General features: G+C 70.1%; 20 protein-coding genes and 1 pseudogene. 10 read left to right on the forward strand and 11 right to left on the reverse strand.

Annotation, left to right across the window (positions count from 1 at the left end):
- Positions 1 to 49: 49 nt before the first annotated feature.
- The gene (locus ABZS37_RS06125; protein WP_355166028.1) at positions 50 to 2,932 is read right to left on the reverse strand and encodes a ricin-type beta-trefoil lectin domain protein; all 2,883 of its coding nucleotides are present in this window, start codon (positions 2,930 to 2,932) and stop codon (positions 50 to 52) included.
- A gap of 150 nt (positions 2,933 to 3,082) precedes the next feature.
- A pseudogene (locus tag ABZS37_RS06130) lies at positions 3,083 to 4,489 on the reverse strand (glycoside hydrolase family 15 protein).
- A gap of 122 nt (positions 4,490 to 4,611) precedes the next feature.
- Between ABZS37_RS06130 and ABZS37_RS06135 the strand changes: the two are divergent.
- Positions 4,612 to 5,199, forward strand: a complete 588-nt coding sequence (locus ABZS37_RS06135; RefSeq protein ID WP_355166030.1) for a general stress protein — start codon at positions 4,612 to 4,614, stop codon at positions 5,197 to 5,199.
- A 48-nt stretch (positions 5,200 to 5,247) separates the two neighbouring features.
- Here ABZS37_RS06135 and ABZS37_RS06140 read toward each other — a convergent pair whose 3' ends face one another.
- Together ABZS37_RS06140 and ABZS37_RS06145 are read right to left on the reverse strand one after the other, a co-directional pair.
- Positions 5,248 to 5,835 (reverse strand): DUF1684 domain-containing protein, encoded by a 588-nt coding sequence (locus ABZS37_RS06140; RefSeq protein ID WP_355166510.1) that lies wholly within the window; start codon positions 5,833 to 5,835, stop codon positions 5,248 to 5,250.
- A complete protein-coding gene (locus ABZS37_RS06145; protein WP_355166032.1) occupies positions 5,832 to 6,269 on the reverse strand; it encodes a helix-turn-helix domain-containing protein in 438 nt (145 codons plus the stop codon). The genes ABZS37_RS06140 and ABZS37_RS06145 overlap by 4 nt, the downstream gene beginning before the upstream one ends.
- Before the next feature lie 61 nt (positions 6,270 to 6,330).
- On the opposite strand from ABZS37_RS06145, the gene ABZS37_RS06150 reads away from it, so the two are divergent.
- Entirely contained in the window at positions 6,331 to 7,338 is a 1,008-nt protein-coding gene (locus tag ABZS37_RS06150) for a hypothetical protein (protein WP_355166034.1), read from the forward strand.
- Complete coding sequence (locus ABZS37_RS06155) at positions 7,335 to 7,589, forward strand: hypothetical protein (protein ID WP_355166036.1); 255 nt, start codon at positions 7,335 to 7,337, stop codon at positions 7,587 to 7,589. The genes ABZS37_RS06150 and ABZS37_RS06155 overlap by 4 nt, the downstream gene beginning before the upstream one ends.
- Positions 7,590 to 7,801: 212 nt before the next feature.
- Here the strand turns inward: ABZS37_RS06155 and ABZS37_RS06160 are convergent, their stop codons facing one another.
- On the reverse strand, positions 7,802 to 8,371 hold the full coding sequence (locus ABZS37_RS06160) for a WHG domain-containing protein (protein WP_355166038.1): 570 nt from the start codon (positions 8,369 to 8,371) through the stop codon (positions 7,802 to 7,804).
- Between the two features lie 60 nt (positions 8,372 to 8,431).
- Here ABZS37_RS06160 and ABZS37_RS06165 point away from each other — a divergent pair, with 60 nt between their 5' ends.
- Positions 8,432 to 8,920, forward strand: a complete 489-nt coding sequence (locus ABZS37_RS06165) for an FBP domain-containing protein (RefSeq protein ID WP_355166040.1) — start codon at positions 8,432 to 8,434, stop codon at positions 8,918 to 8,920.
- Here ABZS37_RS06165 and ABZS37_RS06170 read toward each other — a convergent pair.
- A complete protein-coding gene (locus ABZS37_RS06170) occupies positions 8,910 to 9,455 on the reverse strand; it encodes a GNAT family N-acetyltransferase (RefSeq protein ID WP_355166042.1) in 546 nt (181 codons plus the stop codon). The two genes, ABZS37_RS06165 and ABZS37_RS06170, sit on opposite strands and share 11 nt — an antisense overlap.
- A gap of 86 nt (positions 9,456 to 9,541) precedes the next feature.
- Between ABZS37_RS06170 and ABZS37_RS06175 the strand changes: the two genes are divergently transcribed.
- Together ABZS37_RS06175 and ABZS37_RS06180 are read left to right on the forward strand one after the other, a co-directional pair.
- Positions 9,542 to 10,024, forward strand: coding sequence for a MarR family transcriptional regulator (locus ABZS37_RS06175; protein ID WP_355166044.1), 483 nt, complete (start codon positions 9,542 to 9,544; stop codon positions 10,022 to 10,024).
- A gap of 9 nt (positions 10,025 to 10,033) precedes the next feature.
- A complete protein-coding gene (locus ABZS37_RS06180; RefSeq protein WP_355166046.1) occupies positions 10,034 to 11,020 on the forward strand; it encodes a pirin family protein in 987 nt (328 codons plus the stop codon).
- Between the two features lie 36 nt (positions 11,021 to 11,056).
- Here ABZS37_RS06180 and ABZS37_RS06185 read toward each other — a convergent pair whose 3' ends face one another.
- Positions 11,057 to 11,185: a hypothetical protein gene (locus ABZS37_RS06185; protein ID WP_355166048.1), complete on the reverse strand. Its 129-nt coding sequence runs from the start codon at positions 11,183 to 11,185 to the stop codon at positions 11,057 to 11,059.
- A gap of 134 nt (positions 11,186 to 11,319) precedes the next feature.
- Between ABZS37_RS06185 and ABZS37_RS06190 the strand changes: the two genes are divergently transcribed.
- A complete protein-coding gene (locus tag ABZS37_RS06190; RefSeq protein ID WP_355166050.1) occupies positions 11,320 to 12,909 on the forward strand; it encodes a phospholipase D-like domain-containing protein in 1,590 nt (529 codons plus the stop codon).
- Here ABZS37_RS06190 and ABZS37_RS06195 read toward each other — a convergent pair.
- The gene (locus ABZS37_RS06195) at positions 12,858 to 13,610 is read right to left on the reverse strand and encodes a hypothetical protein (protein ID WP_355166052.1); all 753 of its coding nucleotides are present in this window, start codon (positions 13,608 to 13,610) and stop codon (positions 12,858 to 12,860) included. The genes ABZS37_RS06190 and ABZS37_RS06195 overlap by 52 nt on opposite strands.
- Positions 13,611 to 13,929: 319 nt before the next feature.
- Between ABZS37_RS06195 and ABZS37_RS06200 the strand changes: the two genes are divergently transcribed.
- Positions 13,930 to 14,754 (forward strand): SigB/SigF/SigG family RNA polymerase sigma factor, encoded by an 825-nt coding sequence (locus ABZS37_RS06200; protein ID WP_355166054.1) that lies wholly within the window; start codon positions 13,930 to 13,932, stop codon positions 14,752 to 14,754.
- Positions 14,755 to 14,880: 126 nt separating this feature from the next.
- Here ABZS37_RS06200 and ABZS37_RS06205 read toward each other — a convergent pair whose 3' ends face one another.
- Genes ABZS37_RS06205 through ABZS37_RS06215 form a run of 3 tightly spaced genes read right to left on the reverse strand, consistent with a single transcriptional unit; the run spans position 14,881 to position 17,654 of the window.
- Positions 14,881 to 15,471 (reverse strand): GNAT family N-acetyltransferase, encoded by a 591-nt coding sequence (locus ABZS37_RS06205; RefSeq protein ID WP_355166056.1) that lies wholly within the window; start codon positions 15,469 to 15,471, stop codon positions 14,881 to 14,883.
- A complete protein-coding gene (locus tag ABZS37_RS06210; protein WP_355166058.1) occupies positions 15,468 to 16,982 on the reverse strand; it encodes an APC family permease in 1,515 nt (504 codons plus the stop codon). Before ABZS37_RS06210 ends, ABZS37_RS06205 begins: the two co-directional genes overlap by 4 nt.
- Before the next feature lie 45 nt (positions 16,983 to 17,027).
- A complete protein-coding gene (locus ABZS37_RS06215; protein ID WP_355166060.1) occupies positions 17,028 to 17,654 on the reverse strand; it encodes a GPP34 family phosphoprotein in 627 nt (208 codons plus the stop codon).
- 183 nt (positions 17,655 to 17,837) lie between these two features.
- Between ABZS37_RS06215 and ABZS37_RS06220 the strand changes: the two genes are divergently transcribed.
- Together ABZS37_RS06220 and ABZS37_RS06225 are read left to right on the forward strand one after the other, a co-directional pair.
- On the forward strand, positions 17,838 to 18,662 hold the full coding sequence (locus ABZS37_RS06220) for a helix-turn-helix transcriptional regulator (RefSeq protein WP_355166512.1): 825 nt from the start codon (positions 17,838 to 17,840) through the stop codon (positions 18,660 to 18,662).
- Positions 18,663 to 18,703: 41 nt separating this feature from the next.
- Positions 18,704 to 18,904: a DUF397 domain-containing protein gene (locus ABZS37_RS06225; protein WP_355166062.1), complete on the forward strand. Its 201-nt coding sequence runs from the start codon at positions 18,704 to 18,706 to the stop codon at positions 18,902 to 18,904.
- Positions 18,905 to 18,925 lie beyond the last annotated feature (21 nt).

Here is an 18,925-nt window from a genome sequence, read left to right on the forward strand (position 1 = left end):
CGGGGACGCGGGTGGACGGCCGGACTCCGCCCCACGAATCAGGGGCCGGTCACGGCAGGGTCCAGCGTTGCGCCCCGGTGCCGTTGCAGGTCCAGATCCGCAGTTGCCTGCCGTCGGTGAGGTCGGAGTTGGGGATGTCCAGGCAGCGCCCGGACTGTGGGTTGCGCAGGCTGCCTTCCGGCTGGGCGGCCCACTGCTGGGCCCCACTGCCGTTGCAGTCGTAGAGCTGCACGAGCGTGCCCTCGGCGGTGCCGCTCGCCTTCACGTCCAGGCACTTGGTGAGCCCGCGCACCGTGCCGTCGCCGGGCAGGGTCCAGCGCTGCGCGGCGGTGCCGTTGCAGGTCCAGGTCTGCACCGGGGTGCCGTTGGCGGTCTGGCTGGAGGCGATGTCCGCGCACTTGCCGAGGGCCTTGACCTCCCCGGTGCGCGGCCCGCCAACGCCGACCCCCGGCCCGGTGAAGGTGTAGCTGTCCACGTCCAGCAGCGCGCCGCTGCCGCCGGTGAAGACCAGGAACAGGTCGTGGGTGCCGTCGTCGGGCTTGGTCACCGTGGCGCTGAACTCGGTGTAGTTGTCCCAGCCGCCGGTGTTCGGCACCGCGATCCGGGCGACCTCCGTGCCGGTGGGTGAGTCGTACCGGAAGGAGAGTGCGCCCCCGGGGCCGCCGGAGGAGACGCGTGCCCGGACTCCGGTGATCCCCTTGAGGCTCACCGCGTGGTGCCGGACGTTCTCGCCGTTCTGGATGTCACCCAGTCGCTTGCCACCCTCGGCCGCCGCCTGGTCGATCACCTTGGGCCCGTTGAGCTGGACGAAGTGCTCGGCCTGCCACTGTTTCGGGTAGAGGCTGATGTCCTTTTCCCCGGTCAGGACGGCCGAGCCGGTCGCGCCGCGATCGGCGTAGCTGCCCCGGAGTACGAAGAACAGCACCGAGTCGGGGCCGGCGTGCACCGGGCCGGTGTTGAAGGTGGCGCCGCAGCCGGTCCCTTCCCCCTCCTCGTGGGCGTGCTCCTGGTGTCCGAGTGCGGCCCGGAGGACCACAGCGGAACAGGCTGGCGTGCCGTCCTGCGGGTCGCTGGCGGCGGCGCTCACCGTCAGGTCCTGCCCCCAGTCGAAGAGCCCGCCGGCGGGCAGTCCGTTCAGGGTGACCGTCGGCCGGTTGTTGCCGACGACCACCGGCACCAGTGTGGTCGCGCTGCGGCCGGTGCCGTCGCTGACGGTGAGCCGGGCGCTGTAGCTGCCGTTGGCGGAGTACGTGAAGGACGGGTTCGCGGCGGTCGAGTCGGGGCTGCCGTTGTTGGTGAAGTCCCAGGCGTACGTCAGCGGGTCGCCGTCCGGGTCCGTGCTGCCGGCGCTGGAGAAGGTCACGGCCAGCGGGGCCAGGCCATTGTCCCTGTTGACGGTGGCCTTGGCCACCGGCGAGCGGCCACCCTGGACGTAGTTGATTTTGTAGAGACCGGCGTCGACGGCGCCGGAGAAGTAGCCGCTGCCGTACTCAAGCAGGTAGAGCGAGCCGTCCGGGCCGAACTGCCAGTCGATCGGGTGGACGAGTTTCATGCCGGAGAGCACTGGCTCGATCACGGTCGGCGTGCCGGTGGACGGGTTGCCGTTGTCGAACTGGACCTCCTTGATCCAGTTGCGGCAGTACTCGGAGATCAGCCACTTGTTGTCGTAGTAGGCCGGCCACTTCACATCCGAGACGAGGTTCGGGTCGTAGTGGTAGACCTCGACGTGGTTGGGCGAACCGCACCCACCCGGGTTGTCCAGGGCCGGCCAGTCCTCGCTGCCACCGTGCTGCTCCCAGACCAGCGCCGGCTTTGTGGGCGGGAGCTGCTGCAGACCGGTGTTGCGGGGCGAGTTGTTGACCGGGCCGGTCGAACCGCCGCACGGGAACCAGCCGCGCGGCGCGGCAGCGGCGAAATCCCAGTCGTTGTAGGCGACGTTCGGGCCGCCGCAGAACGGCCAGCCGTAGTTGCCGGGCGCGGTGGCACGGTTGAACTCGTCGTACGCCGCCGGACCACGGTTGGCGAGGTCGACGCCGGCGTCCGGGCCGACCTCGCCCCAGTAGAGCGTGTTGTTGGCCTTGCGGTCGACCCAGATCCGGTACGGGTTGCGCACGCCCATCACGTAGATCTCCGGGCGGGTTCGCGCGGTGCCGGCGGCGAAGAGGTTGCCGGAAGGGACGGTGTAGCTGCCGTCGTTCTCCGGGTGGATCCGGTTGATCTTTCCGCGCAGGTCGTTGGTGTTGCCGGAGGTGCGCTGGGCGTCGTACTGCGGGTTGCGGTTCGTCCGCTCGTCGATCGGGGCCATCCCGGCGGAGTCGCCGCCGGAGTTGGTGTTGTCGCCGACGGCGAAGTACATGTTGCCGGCGGCGTCCCAGCTCATCGAGCCGGCCGAGTGGCAGCAGAGGTCCCGCTCGGTGGGCCACTCGATGAGCATGTCCTCGCTGGCCGGGTCGAGCAGCAGGGTGGACGGGTTGAAGGTGAACCGACTGATCCGGTTGACCAGTGGGGTGACCTTGGGCGAGTAGAAGAGGTAGACCCAGCGGTTGCTCGCGAAGCTCGGATGCAGGGTGATGCCGATCAGGCCGTCCTCGAATCGGGCGTCCAGCGCCAGGGTCAGCGCGACCGTGGTGGAACTCGTCGCCGGGTTGTAGAGGCGGACCTGGCCGCCGGCGCTGCTGGTGCCCCGGTTGATGTAGAAGACCTTGCCGTCGGGGGCGACGGCCAGCTCGATGGGTTCCCCCATGGCGAGCCCGCCGTCGAGGGCGATCTTCTCGAAGCCGACGGTGGCGGGCGGTGCCAGGGCCGCGTCCGCCCGCGCCGGGGACGCGGTTGCCGGACGCTCGGCGGTGGCCGGCGGGGCCAGGAAGAGGGTGGCGAGAAGGGTGAACAGGGTGGTGGCGACGACGAGACGTCGGCGCGGAGTGCGGGACACGAGACCTCCAGCTGTCCGGGGGATCTCGGTGCCGCTCCCGCCGACTGGAGGAGCACCGTGGTGTCCCGGACATTAACGTCTTTCACTGGAAGGCGATAGAACTTCGCTTCAGTAGATAGAAAGTTGTCAAGATTTAGACGAAAGTACGGCTCAGCGGCGCGTCGGGGTGAAGTGCGCCGGGGGCATACCGCAGTCGCGCAGCGCCGGGTCCTGCTCAACGTCGGTGAGCACACCGGCGGCATTGATCAGGCCAATGTGCGAGAACGCCTGCGGGAAGTTGCCCAACTGCTCCCCGGTCAGCGGGTCGATCTGCTCGGCGAACAGACCCAGGTCGTTCACCCGACCAGCCAAGGCGTCGAACAACTCGTGCGCCCGGTCCCGCTCACCGACCAGCGCCAGGCAACCCACCAACCAGAACGAGCAGATGACGAACCCCGCCGGGTCACCGTCCCAGCGCCGCAGCAGGCCGTCGTGCGAGAGCGTCTGCTCCACGGCACGCATCGTCGAGCGCATCCGCGGATCGTCGGCCCGTACAAACCCCACCAACGGCATCACCAGCACGGACGCGTCCATGTCGTCGGAATCGAAACTCCCGGTGTACGTCCCGAGCCGGTCGTTCCACCCCCGTTCGAGTACGGCGGCGCGCACCTCGTCGCGGGCGGCAGCCCAGCGGGCCACGTCCTGCGGCTGGCCGAGCCGGTCGCCGAAGCGGACCGCCCGGTCCAGGGCGACCCAGCACTGCACCTTCGAGGACACGTGGTGGTGTTGGATTCCACGCTCCTCCCACATCCCCGCGTCCGGTAGCTTCCAGTCCTGCACAGCCTGGTCGGCGAGCACCCGGAGCAGGTGGTAGACCTCCGGGTCGAACGGCTCCAGCTTGTCGCGCATCAGCCAGGCGGCATCCAACGCCTCGCCGAAGATGTCGGTCTGCCGCTGCCGCCACGCGTCGTTACCGATCATCACCGGCGGACTGTCCCGGTAACCGCCGAGCTGCTCCAGGCGGTGCTCGGTGAGGTCCCGCTCCCCCAGCACCCCGTACATGATGGGCACCGGCTGGTCGTTGATCATGCCCATCGCCCGGCCCAACCAGGCGAACTGCCGCCGCACCTCGTCGAAGCACGCCGACCGCCACAGCGCTCGCAGGGTGTGGCTGAAGTCGCGCACCCAGACGTAGCGGTAGTCGTAGTTCCGGTCGCCGCCGCTCGCCGGAAAGGCCCTGCACGCTGCGGACCAGCACCTGCGGCGAGTGCAGCCCGATGTCGTGCCCACGCGCGCCGGGCTCGAAGGCGAGCGCGTCGGTCAGTGCCACCTCCCCCTGGCTGGTGCGGAAGACGGTCCGCAGCACGAGGGTGTCGTCGAGGTAGCAGCGCTCGACGGTGAAGTCAGCCGCGGGCGGATCGACCAGTGCCCGCCGCCCTCGCCGAGCAGTCGCGCGAACACCGACGGCGCATCGAAGCGGCCCGGGCACCACCAGTTCACCGAGCCCGAGCGGTCCACCAGCGCCGCGCTGCGGCCGTCGGCGAGGAACCCGTAGTCGCTGATCTGTCCGCTCTCCACCTGACTGGCTACCCGGGCCGCCCGCGCGCATTCTCCCCAGAAGAGAACGGCATTCACCGTGCTGGCTGGCGTTACCGGTCGGCGTGGACGGGAACCCGGCAGGCTGACGAGGGAGGATGCTCATGACGTCAGCTTCGGGGCCGACCGCCGCTTGGCGGTCCGGCACACAGGGTGGCGACCTGCTTCCAGCCGCGCCGGCCGGCCGCCTGTCGACGCCGGCGGGTGACGGCCACGGGCCGGAGACCGGCCCGCCCACCGTGACGATCGGCTCGTACCCGGACTATCCGGCCGCGCAGCGGGTCGTCGACTATCTGGCCGACAACCGCTTTCCGGTGGAGCACAGCGCCATCGTCGGCACCAACCTCACCCTGGTGGAAACGGTGCTCGGGCGGATGACCACCGGACGAGCCGGTCTGCTCGGCGCCGGCACGGGTGCCTGGTTCGGGCTCTTCATCGGCCTGCTGTTCGGCATCTTCACCGTCGGCAACTGGCTGGCAGTGATCCTGGTCGGGCTGGTCATCGGTGCGATCTGGGGTGCCGTGTTCGGCGCGGTCGCCCACGCGATGACGGGCGGGCAGCGCGACTTCACCTCGGCCAGCTCACTGCGCGCCGGCCAGTACGCGGTGACCGTCGACGCGCAGCTCGCCGACCAGGCCCGGCAGCTGCTGGGTCGGATGCAGATGCCCAGCTCGGCCACGAACGCCCGCTGAGCGAACGATGGACCGCCCGTCCCGGCAGCACTCGGGGCGGGCGGCCGTTCAGTCGTGGTACGCCAGCTCGCCGGCGCGGATCTCGACGTCGACCCGGTTCTCCGGTGGCGCGAGCGGGCAGGCCCAGCGGTCGTCGTACGCGCAGCTCGGGTTGTAGAGGTAGTTGCCGTCCAGCCGGACCCGGTCGCCGGGCAGCAGCTCGACGCCCCGGCCGAAGGTGCCCTTCACCGTGTCGGTGAGGTACCGGCCTCCCCCGTACGTCTCCCGCCCGCAGGTGCCGTCGCGCAGCGGCACGAACAGCCCGCCCCCGTACGCCTCGATCCACCACAGGGTCAGCGGCCCCCAGGAGGTCTCGGCCACCGCCACCCGCCGGTACGCGACCACCCCGTCGGGGCCGCCGGTGTCGATTCGCAGCTCGCCGCTGGCCGGGCGCAGCGGTGCCTCCACCACGGCACCCGGGTTGGCGGGGAAGTAGTGCACCCCGGCGAAATCGGGGCGCTCGGCCGGGGGGATCGGGCTCTGCGGGTGGGTGGCGAAGAGTTCGTCGCGGCCAGCGCGGAACCCGGTCAGGTCGACGTCGGACAGGTACAGCCTGGCCACCCGCTCCCGCCAGTCGACGAGCTCAAGATCGGTCAGCATCCGGGGGACGCCTGATCGAATGACAGCTCTCCGGACCGCACCGGCCTGCCACACGCCTGGCAGCGCACCTCGGCGACGAAGACCTGGCCGCAGACGTCGTGGATGAAGTCGACCCTGGGCACGTCGCCGTCGCTGTAGGTGTCTCCCCAGCGTTTGAGCACGAGGATGACCTGCCCGAGGTCCTTGCCCTTCTGGGTGAGTTCGTACCCCGCGACTTTGCCGTTCTCGGTGGAACGAGGCTGGAGGATGCCGGATTCGGCGAGCTTCCGCAGCCGGGCGGCGAGGACGTCCCTGGGTGCGCCGACGGCTCGCAGGATCTCGGTGTATCGCGAGGCGCCGAACGCGAGCGCTCGCACGATGTGCAGCGACCACCTGTCGTTGACTGCGTCGAGCGCCACAGCGAGGGTGTCCCGCTCTGGTTTGGTTTTCAAACCGTCCGTGCTACGGTTCGTCTGGTTGGACATTCAAACCACACTACCCGAGGAAGCCCCCATGTCGTCGTCACCCGACCCACGCACCGACGGAGAAAGACTCGTCGCCACACAACGCCGAGCCTGGATCTCGCTCGTACTCACCGGGTTGATCATCGGCACGGCGTTCATCGCCGTCTATGTCGGGCTGCAACGCAGTCCCGAGCCGAGCCACCTGCCGATCGCGGTGGTCGGAGAGCAACTCGCCACCTCCGCTCATACCGGTTTCGGTGAGGCTGTCGCCGTCACGCAGGTCGCGAGCGTCGACGACGGAGCAGCCCTGGTACGAGACGGCGATGCCGTCGCCGTACTCGGCGCGACGTCCCCCACCACACTGACACTCGACTACGCCGGTGCCAGCGGATTCAGCGAGAGCGGCACGGCCCGTCAGCTCGTCGCCGGTCTTGCCGGTAGGGCTGGAGCGACCGTGCAGGAGAACGACATCGTGCCGCTGGCAAGCTACGACAGCCGCGGGCTGTCCGCCTTCTACGTGGTTTTCGGCGTCACTCTCTCGTCGTTCGTGCTCGCGCAGGGGCTCACCGCGGCCACCGCGAAGGTGCGCCTGCGCCTGCGTCTCTACGCGATGGGCGGATTCGCCGTCGCGATCGGCGTGATCGCGGCGACCGTGGCGGGCCCGATCTACGGGTCGCTGACGGCCCCGTTCCCGCTGCTCGCACTGTCGCTCATCCTCCTGTCCGCCGCCAGCGCCTTCACGACGAAGGCTCTCGGGGCCTGGCTTGGGCCGGCCGGTATCGCCCTCGCCGTCCTCACCCTCACCACGATCGGCAACGCCACGAGCGGAGCGACGATCGGGGTCGACCTGCTACCGGACTGGGCGCAGGCGATCTCGGCGAAGCTTCCGCCGGGCGCAGCCGTACGCGCGGTAAACAACTTCGGCTACTTCAACGGCTCCCACACGCTGGTGCCGCTCACCGTCCTCGCCACCTGGTTCCTGGCAGGCCTCGGGTTCGTCCTGCTCCGGCAGCAGACCGCCCAGCGACGCACACTCTCCGGAAAGGCTGGACGATGAGCGCTCGAGTCAGCCCGTACCTCAGCTTTGCCGGCAACGCCCGGGAGGCCATGGAGTTCTACCAGTCGGTGTTCGGGGGGAGCCTGGAGATCAACACATTCGCCGACCTCCGCCAGTCGACGGACGAGTCGCAGGACGAGCTGGTCGGGCACGCGGTACTCAAGGGGACGACCGGGATCGTGCTGATGGGCTCGGACCGGAACACCGGGGACCGACGGCGCCAACGGTTCCTCGATTGCGCTCGGCGGTGACGAAGCGAAGCTCACCGCGTACTGGGAGTTGCTCTCCGCTGGCGGTGCGGTCAGTGTGCCGTTCGCCCGGTCGCCATGGGGCGCCCTGTACGGCAGGTGTACCGACACGTTCGGGACCGACTGGTTGGTGAACGTGACGGCATGACGTCCTGAGCACAACGGACACGCCGCGGGTACAGGTGGCAGGGCGGGTGATGATGCCCGTCCTGCCGTCAGGCTGGCGGCCAGTTGCTCAGGACGGCGTCGAGGGCGTCCAGGGTGCGCGACCAGGAGTCGTCCGCCGTACGCGGGGTATGGCGGAAACCGCCTGTCGTCTCCAGGCTCACGAACCCGTGGAACGTGCTGTGCATCATCCGTACCGCGTCGGTCTGGTCCGGTTCGGAGAGCCGGTAGCCGCGCAGGATGGCCCTGGTCATCTCGGCGTGCCGGACGCCGGCGCTCGCGGCGGCCGTCTCCGGGTCGAGGTCGATCTGCATCGCCGCGTACCGACCGGGGTGCCGCCTCGCGTAGTCGCGGTACGCGTTGGCGAAGGCCACCAGCGCGTCCTTGCCGGCGCGGCCGGCGAGCGCGGCGGCGACCCGGTCGGCCAGCTCCCCGAGCGCCAGCAGCGCCACCCGGACCCGCAGGTCCTGCCCGTTCCTGATGTGGAAGTACAGGCTGGCGTCCTTGACGCCGAAGTGGCGGGCGAGCGCGGCGACGGTCACGTTCGCCATGCCGATCTCGTCGGCCAGCTCCGCCGCGGCCAGGGTCAGGCGCTCGACGGTCACCCCCGCACGTGCCATGCCGCACACCCCCAACCTAGCCTTATTAATGGTTTGCCTAACGTGGCTAGGCTACTACCTATGTTAGCCGTGACCGAATCCGTCATCCGCACGTCCTTCGTCAACTGCACCAAGGGTGAGGCGAAGAGGCTGGCCGTACCGAATGATCTTGAGATGCGCCCCTGGGACGACCTCGACTTCCTCGGCTGGCGGGACCCAGCGGCACCGCAGCGGGCCTACCTGCTCGCCGAATCCGACGGCAAGCTCGTCGGACTGGTGCTGCGGGCCGCGACGCACCAGATCGGGCGCGTGCGGCGCAGCATGTGCTCGCTCTGCCTGACCACGCACCTCGGCGACGGCGTCTCGTTGATGACCGCCCGCAAGGCCGGTCCGGGTGGACGGCAGGGCGACTCCGTGGGCACGTACATGTGCTCCGACCTGGCCTGCTCGCTTTATCTGCGGGGAAAGAAGCAGGCCGGGCCCCCCATGCCCGAGCCGCTGCCCCTCCCGCAGAGGATCGACCGCGTCAGGGCCACCCTCGCGGCATTCCTTCGCAAGGTCAACGAGTGATCTGACGGTCGGTGGCCAGGCGGGCGTGCAGGTGCTCGTCGTAGCGGCGACCGTCGCCGTACCGGTACGACTCGCGCAGCGTCCCCTCGGCGGGGTAGCCAGCCCGGTCGGCGACCCGGCAGGAGGCCGGGTTGGCCACCGCGTGACACAACTCCACCCGGTGCAGCCGGAGGTCGGCGAACGCCCAGTCGGTGAGCCGGACGACAGCGCGCACCGCCACCCCGCGCCCGCGCGCCGCCGGCATCGTCCAGTAGCCGATGGACGCGTCGCCGTCGTGGATGCGGTGTAGCGACACCGAGCCCAGCAGTTCGCCGTCGGCAGCCGAGGTCACCGCCATCGAGGCGTGGCCGCCGGAGGACCAGTCTGCCCGGCGGCGAACCCAGAGCAGCGCGACCTCGTCGTCGATCGGGCCGCCACCCTGTGGGTTCCACTGGGCGATCGCCGGGTCGCGTAGTGCGCCGCGCACCGCCGGTGCGTCCTCGTCCCGCCAGGGGCGCAACAGCAGGTCGGCAGCGGTGAGTTCCACGTGTTCCACGAGGCCGGAGTCTGGCACATCACACCAGATCTCGACCGCCGAATTAGGCACTAGTTAAAATTTGTACGAGTGCTATCGTCGTGAACGTGACCGAGAGCCTGGACAGCACCCGAGAGGCCGCCTGGCGCGCCTACATCGAGGCGAGCCAGCGTCTCTACACCCAGGTCGAAGAGGACCTGCGCGCGGACAGCGACCTCAGCTTCGCCGACTACCACGTGCTGGTCCTGCTCTCCGAGGCTCCGGGGCAGCGGCTACGGATGGGCGAGCTGGCCAGCCGGCTCATCTTCTCGCCCAGCCGACTCACGTACCAGATCTCTTCGATGCAGCGCCGCGGCATGGTCAGCAAGGAGCCCTGCCCCGACGACCGACGCGGCAGCGAGGCGGTGCTCACCGCCGCCGGGCTGCTCGCCCTGCGGGAAGCCGCACCCCACCATCTGGCGTCGGTGCGCACCTACCTGATGGACGACCTCGACGATGCCGAGGTCGCCTGCCTCACCCGGGTCTTCGGCCGGATCGGTGACCGCCTGCGGGCGTCCCGGGCCAACTCGACCACCCACGCCACGAGTTAGGAACCTCCGATGCCCGCGATCACCGTTGACAACGTTCTCGTCCTGCCCCGCCTGCCCCGGCTGGACGAGTCCACCACGTTCCGCCCGGTCCGCAAGGTGACCACCGCGCCCACCGGCTTCGAGGGTGAGGGCTTCCCGGTCCGTCGAGCCTTCGCCGGGGTGTCGACCACCGACCTGGACCCGTTCATCCACCTCGACCAGATGGGCGAGGTCGACTACGCGCCGGGCGAGCCCAAGGGAACCTCGTGGCATCCGCACCGGGGCTTCGAGACCGTCACCTACATCATCGACGGCGTCTTCGACCACCAGGACTCGCACGGTGGCGGCGGGACCATCACCGACGGCGACACCCAGTGGATGACGGCAGGTCGCGGTCTGTTGCACATCGAGGCCCCGCCGGAGCACCTGGTGATGAGCGGTGGGCTCTTCCACGGCACCCAGCTCTGGGTCAACCTGCCCCGCTCGGCCAAGATGAACCCGCCCCGCTACCAGGACATCCGGGGTCGGGAGTCGGCGCTGCTCACCACGCCCGACGGCGGCGCGCTGATCCGGGTCATCGCCGGTGAGGTCGCCGGGCACCGCGGCCCGGGTTCGACCTTCACCCCGATCACCATCACCCACGTCACCGTGCAGCCGGGGGCCCAGGTCGAGCTGCCCTGGCAGCCCGAGTTCAACGCCCTGGTGTACGTCCTCGGCGGACGCGGCACGGTCGGCACCGACCGGCGGCCGGTGCGCACCGGCCAGCTCGCGGTGCACGGTCCGGGTGACGCGCTGCGGTTCAGCGCCGACACCGGGCAGGACAGCAACACCCCTGCGCTGGACCTCTACATCATGGGTGGCCAGCCGATCCGGGAGCCCGTGGCGCAGTACGGCCCATTCGTGATGAACACCCGGGACGAGCTGATTCAGGCATTCGAGGACTTCCAGGCCGGCCGCCTCGGCGTGATCCCCACCGAGCGGCTGCCACACACCGGCGGCCAGGGCACTCGGCCCTGACCACGGTCAACCGCTGAGATCGGCGCCGACGCCGCCTCAGGAGACCGCAAAAATCCCGGCGACTCCCAGAATCACCATCACCAACACCGCTACCAGCGCACCCCGTTCGCTCTCCACCGCCGGCTCGCGGTACTCGGTCACGGGATTCGTCGTGTCGCGGGACATGGTGTGGTCTCCTCGGCTGTTGTCGCGTCGCTTCCGATGGCGTTGGCCAGGTCACCGGTCTTGCGGCCTGGCGTGCGGACCCGTGTCGGGGGCCCTACCGTGAGGACGTTGCCGACCTCCAGGGGGGCTGGACGTTGCCGTTGCAGGACTGGTTCCTCACCGCGCAGGAACGCGCCAACCCGGTCTCTGGGTTACCCGTATGGACCACGGGAAACCTCGCCGAGCCGTTGATTCACGGTGCCGCGTACTTCGACCGGCTGGTCGACGAGGTGGAGGCGCTGGGCCCCGGCGACCATCTGTTCTTCACCGACTGGCGGGGCGACCCGGACCAGCGGCTACGGTCGGACGGCCCGACCGTGGCCCAGCTCTTCGCCCAGGCCGCCCAGCGCGGGGTGGTGGTCAAGGGGTTGATCTGGCGCTCGCACCTCGACGTGCTGGCCTACAGCGAGGCGGAGAACCGCGACCTCAGCGAGACGATCGCGGCGGCGGGCGGGGAGGTGCTGCTCGACCAGCGGGTCCGGCGCGGCGGCTCACACCACCAGAAGCTGGTGGTGCTTCGGCATCAGGGCTCCCCGGAGCGGGACATCGCGTTCGCCGGCGGGATCGACCTGTGCCACAGCCGGCGCGACGACGCCGCGCACCACGGCGACCCGCAGCCGGTACAGATGTCTCCCCGGTACGGCCCTCACCCGCCCTGGCACGACGTGCAGCTCGCGGTGCGCGGCCCGGTGGTCGGTGCATTGGACACCCTGTTCCGGGAACGCTGGACCGACCCGATGCCACTGGACTCGGAGAACCCGATGGCCTACCTGCGGGATCGGCTGCGCGGCGCGGACCTGCGGCCCGACCCGCTGCCCGAGCAACCAGCCGATCCGCCGCCCTGCGGTCCGCACCAGATCCAGGTGCTGCGCACCTACCCCGCCGTCCGCCCGCGTTACTCCTTCGCGCCCGACGGCGAGCGGACCGTGGCGCGGGGCTACACCAAGGCGGTACGCCGCGCCCGCCGGCTGATCTACCTGGAGGACCAGTACCTCTGGTCGGCCGAGGTGGCGGACCTGTTCGCGCACGCGCTGCGGGACAACCCGGAGCTGCACCTGATCGCTGTGGTGCCCCGGCACCCCGACGTGGACGGCAAGCTGGCGCTGCCGCCGAACATGGTCGGGCGCGAGCAGGCGCTGTCGCTGTGTGAGCGAGCCGCACCGGACCGGGTGCACGTGTTCGACGTGGAGAACCACGCCGGCGACCCGGTCTACGTCCACGCGAAGGTGTGCGTGGTCGACGACGTCTGGGCCAGCGTGGGCAGCGACAACTTCAACCGCCGATCCTGGACGCACGACAGCGAGTTGTCCTGCGCGGTGCTCGACGACACCCGCGACAAGCGGGAGCCCACCGACCCCGCCGGACAGGGCGACGGCGCGCGGGCCTTCGCCCGGGACCTGCGACTGCGGCTGTGGCGCGAGCACCTGGACCGCGACCCGGAGGGCGCGGACGACGCCGACCTGCTCGATCCGGCGGACGCCGTCGCGGCTGTCACGGCCGCCGCCGACGCGCTGCAACAGTGGTACGACGACGGCCAGGTGGGCGAGCGCCCGCCCGGTCGTTTGCGCCCGCACCGCCCTGCGCGGCTGCCGTGGTACACCCGCGCCTGGGCGTTGCCGGTGTACCGGCTGGTCTACGACCCGGACGGCAGGCCGCTGCGAGCGAGGCTGGCCGGCACCTGGTGAATCGATCGGGCCGGCTGCGGCGCGGCGACGACCGGGTGCACGCTCAGCCCACCGGGGTAGGCGAACGAGGAACGTGGCGAGTAGTAACCGAAGCCGATGGTCAGCGGGTTGGCCGGGCGGAGCGCGTACATCGGGTGCCCAGGCTGGAGGAACTCCACCGACTCGATCTCGAACGGGGCGACCGGCTCGGCGACGAACGGGTAGACCGAGCTGAGGAGCTGGCCGTCGCGGCGGGTGAAGTAGCGGTGGTGCCCACTGCTGATCACGTGACCGGTCTCCCCCACTCGGCACCGTGCCCGGATCAACGGCGTTCCGTCGATCGTCGTCTCGGAGAGCAGCGCCTCACCGCTCACCTCGATGCGGGTCCGGCCGGCGAGCACCGGGGCACCGCGGGCGGCAGCGTACTCACGGACCCGGCGGCTGGAGGCCACGTAGTGGGTCCACCAGCCGCCCGGGTTGAGGCCGCCGGGCGCGTCGACGCCCACCAGCGAGACGCCGACGTAGGTCAGCGAGTACGCGCCGAAGCCCGAGGTCTGCGTCTCGTCCTCGACGATGTACTGGTTGAGGAAGACCTGGTGGTCGGGGCGGGGGCACAGACCGGGCGGGACCAGTGCGGCGACCGCGTCCGGATCCGCCGGCAGCCAGCTGACGTAGAGCGTGCGGCTGTTCACGACGAGCTGGGGAGCGGCTGGATCGAGCATGGTGCCTCCGAACCGGGTATGTACCCGCGACGCTAGGCCGGTCCCGCCAGTGGGACAAGGACGGATAGACGACACTCCTGCCCCGATGTCGGATTCCATGTTGACCGCTCGGCGTGGACGACGGGTAAGGATCCTCACAACCCTCAGAGCTTCCGCCCTGTTTGCGCCTTTTGCGGTTCAACACACCTTAAGTACATCAACCTTTCGGCTAGATTTCCGGGAGCCGATCAGGTTAAGGTGAGTCCCGAACGGCCGATAGGAAGCTAAACCAAAGCGTCACCTTTTTTTGTCCGCGGACGAGGTGCAGGGAGGACCACCCATGACCGCGCCAACGATCACCGAGCAGCCGAGCACCGCTGCGAAGGTCACCACCAAGCTTGACCCGCGCGCTCTCACCGACAGCGCCGCCGATCTGCTCAACGCGATGGCCGCGCTGCCCGCCAACCACCCGTCGCGCTCCGCACTGCGGGACCGGGCGATCGAGGCCTGGCTGCCGCTGGCCAACCACCTGGCCCACCGCTACAGCGGGCGCGGCGAGCCGACCGACGACCTGGCCCAGACCGCCGCGATCGGCCTGATCAAGGCCATCGACAAGTTCGACCCGTCCCGCGGTGTCGACTTCGCCGGGTACGCGATCCCCACCATCATCGGCGAGCTCAAGCGGCACTTCCGCGACCGCACCTGGGACATCCGGGTGCCCCGCCGGCTCCAGGAGCTGCGGCTGGCCATCTCCGACGCCAACAGCTCGCTCCTGCAGACCCTCGGTCGCTCGCCCACGGTCGCCGACATCGCCGCCCACCTCAAGCTCACCGAGGAAGAGGTGCTGGAGGGCCTGGAGGGCGCCCGCGCGTACAACGCGGTGTCGCTGTCCACCCCGACCGGTGACGGCGAGCGCGCCACCGAGCTGGGCGACATGCTCGGCGGCGAGGACACCGAGTTCGAGCTGGCTGAGCTGCGGGTCGCCCTCGGCCCGGCGCTGGCCACCCTCGACGAGCGCGAGCAGAAGATCCTCACGCTGCGCTTCTACGGCAATCTGACCCAGTCGCAGATCGCCGACCAGATCGGCGTCTCGCAGATGCACGTCTCCCGGCTGCTGGCTCGGGCGCTGACCAAGCTGCGCGGTCAGCTCGACGGCACCTACTGAGCAGTTCACGGGAAAAGGGCCGGGTCGGCGGACCCGGCCCTTTTCCGTGTCCACGTCGTCACGCGAGCGTGACAACGTGGCCGCAGGGCGTGCCGGCCGGGGTCACTCCGACCCCGGCCGGTCCCGTCAGCGGCCGACCGGCTCCCGCCACATCGGCCAGAACGGCGTGCCGTCCGGCACCCGGAACGGTTCGCCGGCCAGGTAGCCGTACTTCGCGTACAGATCCCGGCTGCGAGGGCTGCTCGCCTCCAGGTACGCCGGCATCCCGTTGGCGTCCAGCCAGGCGTGATGGTGCTGCATCAGCGCGGTGCCCAACCCCTGACCCTGCCGGTCCGGCTGGGTCGCCAGGAACGCCAGGTGGTGGTGATCCGGATGGGGGTGGTTCGCCGCGAACAGCTCATCGAGATGTTGGAACCGGTCGGTCCACTCGCCGCAGGCGGCAGCCAGTCGGGCGTCGTAGTCCACGGGTGGCGGAGCCGGCTCACCGACCGACGGGAACCAGACCGCGACCGCGGCCCGGTCCTTGGTGGCGTGGACCATGCCGTGCCGCATCGCGTGCCCGACCAGGATCTCGAAGTCCCCGGCCAGCACGGCCTCCCGCTTGCTCGCGTCGGGCACCAGCCAGGACGTCACCTCCAGGGCGGTGAACGCCTCGGCGATCCGGCCGGCCACCAGGGTGGTCTCCTCCGGCCCGAGTTGCTCGATGACAACGCTCATCGGGTCACCTCCACGTTGGCCGGCGGCGCCTCCGGCTTGACAACGGCGGCGGCGCTCGCCGCGCCGAGGCCGATCCGGGCGTACGTGTCCGGGCGGTTGCTCCGCAGCACGAGCGCCCAGTTGACGCCCAGGGCGGCAACCACCGGGTACACGGCGGGCAGCGCCCAGCGCAGGGGCGAGTCCGGCGCGACGCCGAGCAGGTCGGCGAAGTTCGACACCGCCAGCCAGATGATCACGACGAGCGCGACGGTGGCCAGGCCGGGTGCGATGACCCGCCGCCACAGCGTCTCGCCGCCGCCCGAGCGGATGAAGTAGGCGATCACCGCAACCGAGGTGGTGGCGATCAACAGCAGCACGCCGAAGCCGCCGGTGGTGCCGACCCAGAAGAACAGCTTGATCACCGGATCCCAGCCGTTGACGGTGTAGAGCAGGATGACCAGCAGGCCGAACACGCTCTGCGCCAGCGAGGCGGCCCGCGGCGAGCCGGTCCGCGGCGAGGTCTGCCCGAACACCGCCGGCAGCACCCGCTCCCGGCCGAGCGCGAAAGCGTAACGGGCCGTGGTGTTGTGGAACGAGATCATCGCGGCGAGCACCGAGGTCAGGAAGAGCACCTGGCCGATGGTGACCGCGGTGTCGCCCAGGTGCGCGCCGGCAAGGTTGAAGATCAGCCCGACGCTCTGCTCCCCCGCCTCGGCGACGATCTTGTCCGGTCCGACGGCGACGGCCATGGTCCAGGACGAGAGCGCGTACAGCCCGGCGATGATCGCCACCGAGAGGTACGTGGCCAGCGGCACGGTCCGCTTCGGGTCCTTGCTCTCCTCGCTGAACACCACTGCGGACTCGAAGCCGACGAAGCCGAGGATGGCCAGCACCAGCACCGCGCCGACCCCGGGCACGAGGAGGTTGTCCGGCGAGAACCCGGCGAAGCTGACCTCGCCGCCCGCCGGGTTGCCGAGTTGGCCGAGGTCGAAGACCAGGACCACCACGATCTCGGCGACCAGCAGCGCCGCCAGCACCCGGCCGTTGAGGTCCACCCGGAGCAGGCCGAGCATGCCGACCAGTGCCCACGCCACCAGGGCGACGATCGACCAGTGCGGGTGCCCGCCGAAGATCCGGTCGAGCACCGGCTCGGCGGCGACGCCGATGGTCCCGTAGAGCCCGACCTGAAGCGCGTTGTACGCGGTCAGCGCCACCCAGGCGGCGGCCACGCCAGCCGGCCGGCCCAGGCCGCGGGAGACGTAGGCGTAGAAGGCGCCGGCGTTCTCCACCTGACGGGACATCGCCACGTAGCCCACCGAGAAGAGGGCGAGCACCGCGGCGACCACCAGGAAGGCCAGCGGGATGCCGGTCACGCCGACGATGCCGTACCCGGTGGTGACGACACCGGCCACCACGGTCAGCGGCGCGGCGGCGGAGAGCACGAAGAAGATGACCGAGGGGATGCCGAGGCGGCCCCGGGCGAGAGATTCGGAGACGTTGCTGGGTCTGTCGACTGTCGATGTCGGGCGCATACGACTACTCCGGTTGTCGAGGGGAGGGTTGGGGTTACCGGGGGATCAGGGAAGGCCGCGCAGCACCGCGGCGCCGACGGCGGCCTCGGTGTGTCCGACGAGTTCCTTCAGCGGTGCCGGCAGCGCGGGGATGAGGACACTCAGCCGGTGGTGGGCGCGTGGTCCGGCGCTCCACAGCACCTCACGGGTCAACCCGGCGGCCACGACCAGACCGAGCAGCAACGCGTCCGGCACGCTCGGTGGGTCGGGCCGGTCCAGCAGGGCCCGCAGCCGGGTGGCCGGCCAGGCCACGGCGTTGAGGTCGATCGGGAGATAGCTGACCGAGGTGCGCAGCAGCCGGCGGCTCTCCTGGCGGCGCAGCACCCCGGCGCGGGCGAGCCGCTCCCCCACCGAGGTCGTCGCGCTCTGCGCCAGGAAGCTGAGCCAGGTGCGCAGCTCCTGGTGCTGGGACTCGCCGACCAGCTGGTCGAGCACGGTGTGCGCCAGCGCGTCAGCCGGCGGACGCCGGTCGATGACGCTGACCAGCCCGCCCGAGACGGTGATGTGTCCATAAAGGATCAGCTCACCGAGCAGCCCGCCGGCCAGCCCGAGCCCGGTCGCCGCCGGGTGCAGTTTGGCCTTGCCACGACTGTCGTTGTGTGCGATCAAAAAGAACTCGTCGGCGATGAGCAACGGTCCTCCCGCACAGGTGTGTCCACAGTGATCGCGACCGGGAAAGGATGCACCGACAGCTACTGCAATGCAACTCCCAGATTCGAAAGTTGCACTCCGTACAGGCGCGACCTGCGGATCTTGTCGTGGCAGACTCGGACGGTGACCGCCACCCCCGCCATCCGACCCGCTGCCAGCCCGACCGTGCGCCGTCGACGCATCGCCAGGGAGCTCCGCCAGCTCCGGGAACGCGCGGGCATGACCCTCGATGTGGCCGCCCGCCAGCTCGACATGTCGAAGAGCAATCTCTCCCGGATCGAGAACGCGCAGATCGGCATCAAACCGCGCGACGTCCGGGCGGCGCTCGCGCTCTACCAGGTGACCGGGGCGGACGCCGAGGCGCTGATCGAGATCGCCCGAGGGGCACAGCAGCGCGGCTGGTGGCAGAACTACAGCGACGTGCTGCCCGAGTGGTTCGAGTTCTACGTCGGACTGGAGGCCGAGGCCGCGGCGCTGCGCACGTACGAGGCCGAGTCGGTACCCGGGCTCCTGCAGACCGAGGCGTACGCCCGGGAGATCTTCCGGCGCACCGCGGGCGAGGACGGCCTGGAGCGCAAGGTCGCCGCCCGACTGCACCGGCAGGAGGTGCTGCGCCGCGAGAACCCGGTCCAGTTGTCGGTGGTGCTCAATGAGGCGGTGCTCCTGCGTCCCGTCGGCGGCGATGCGGTGATGGCCGAGCAGCTGGTCCACATGAGTCGCATCGCGCAGTTACCCAACGTAGTAATTCAGGTACTTCCATTCGCGGCTGGCGGCCATCCCGCGATGAGCACTCCGTACGTGATCCTCAACTTCGCCGATGCCGCCGACGCGTCCGTGGTTTACCTGGATAACCTCACGATGGGACTGGCGCTGGAGGATGTCGACCAGGTGCTCCGGTATAGCCTTCTGCACGAGGAGCTGTGCCAGTTGGCGCTCGATCCGGCGGCGTCGTTGATCCGTCTAGAGCAGGCTTCTCGTAACTTTGCGTGACCGCTTCTGCGGCACGCCGACGCAGACGAGAGGTACCGCGGATGACGGAGCACGACCTGACCCGGGCGGACTGGCGCACCAGCACGCGCAGCAGCGGCAACGGCAACTGCGTGGAGGTCGCGACACCCGATGGTCAGGCCGCCGTCCGGGACAGCAAGGACCGCTCCGGCCCGGTGCTCACCTTCGGCCCGTCGGCCTGGCGGGCCTTCGTGCTCGGCGTCGGTGAGGTCCGTCGCCACTGAGGCACCCACGCCGGTGCGAGA

The sequence above is a fragment of the Micromonospora sp. NPDC005413 genome (assembly GCF_040606435.1).
Lineage (GTDB): Bacteria > Actinomycetota > Actinomycetes > Mycobacteriales > Micromonosporaceae > Micromonospora.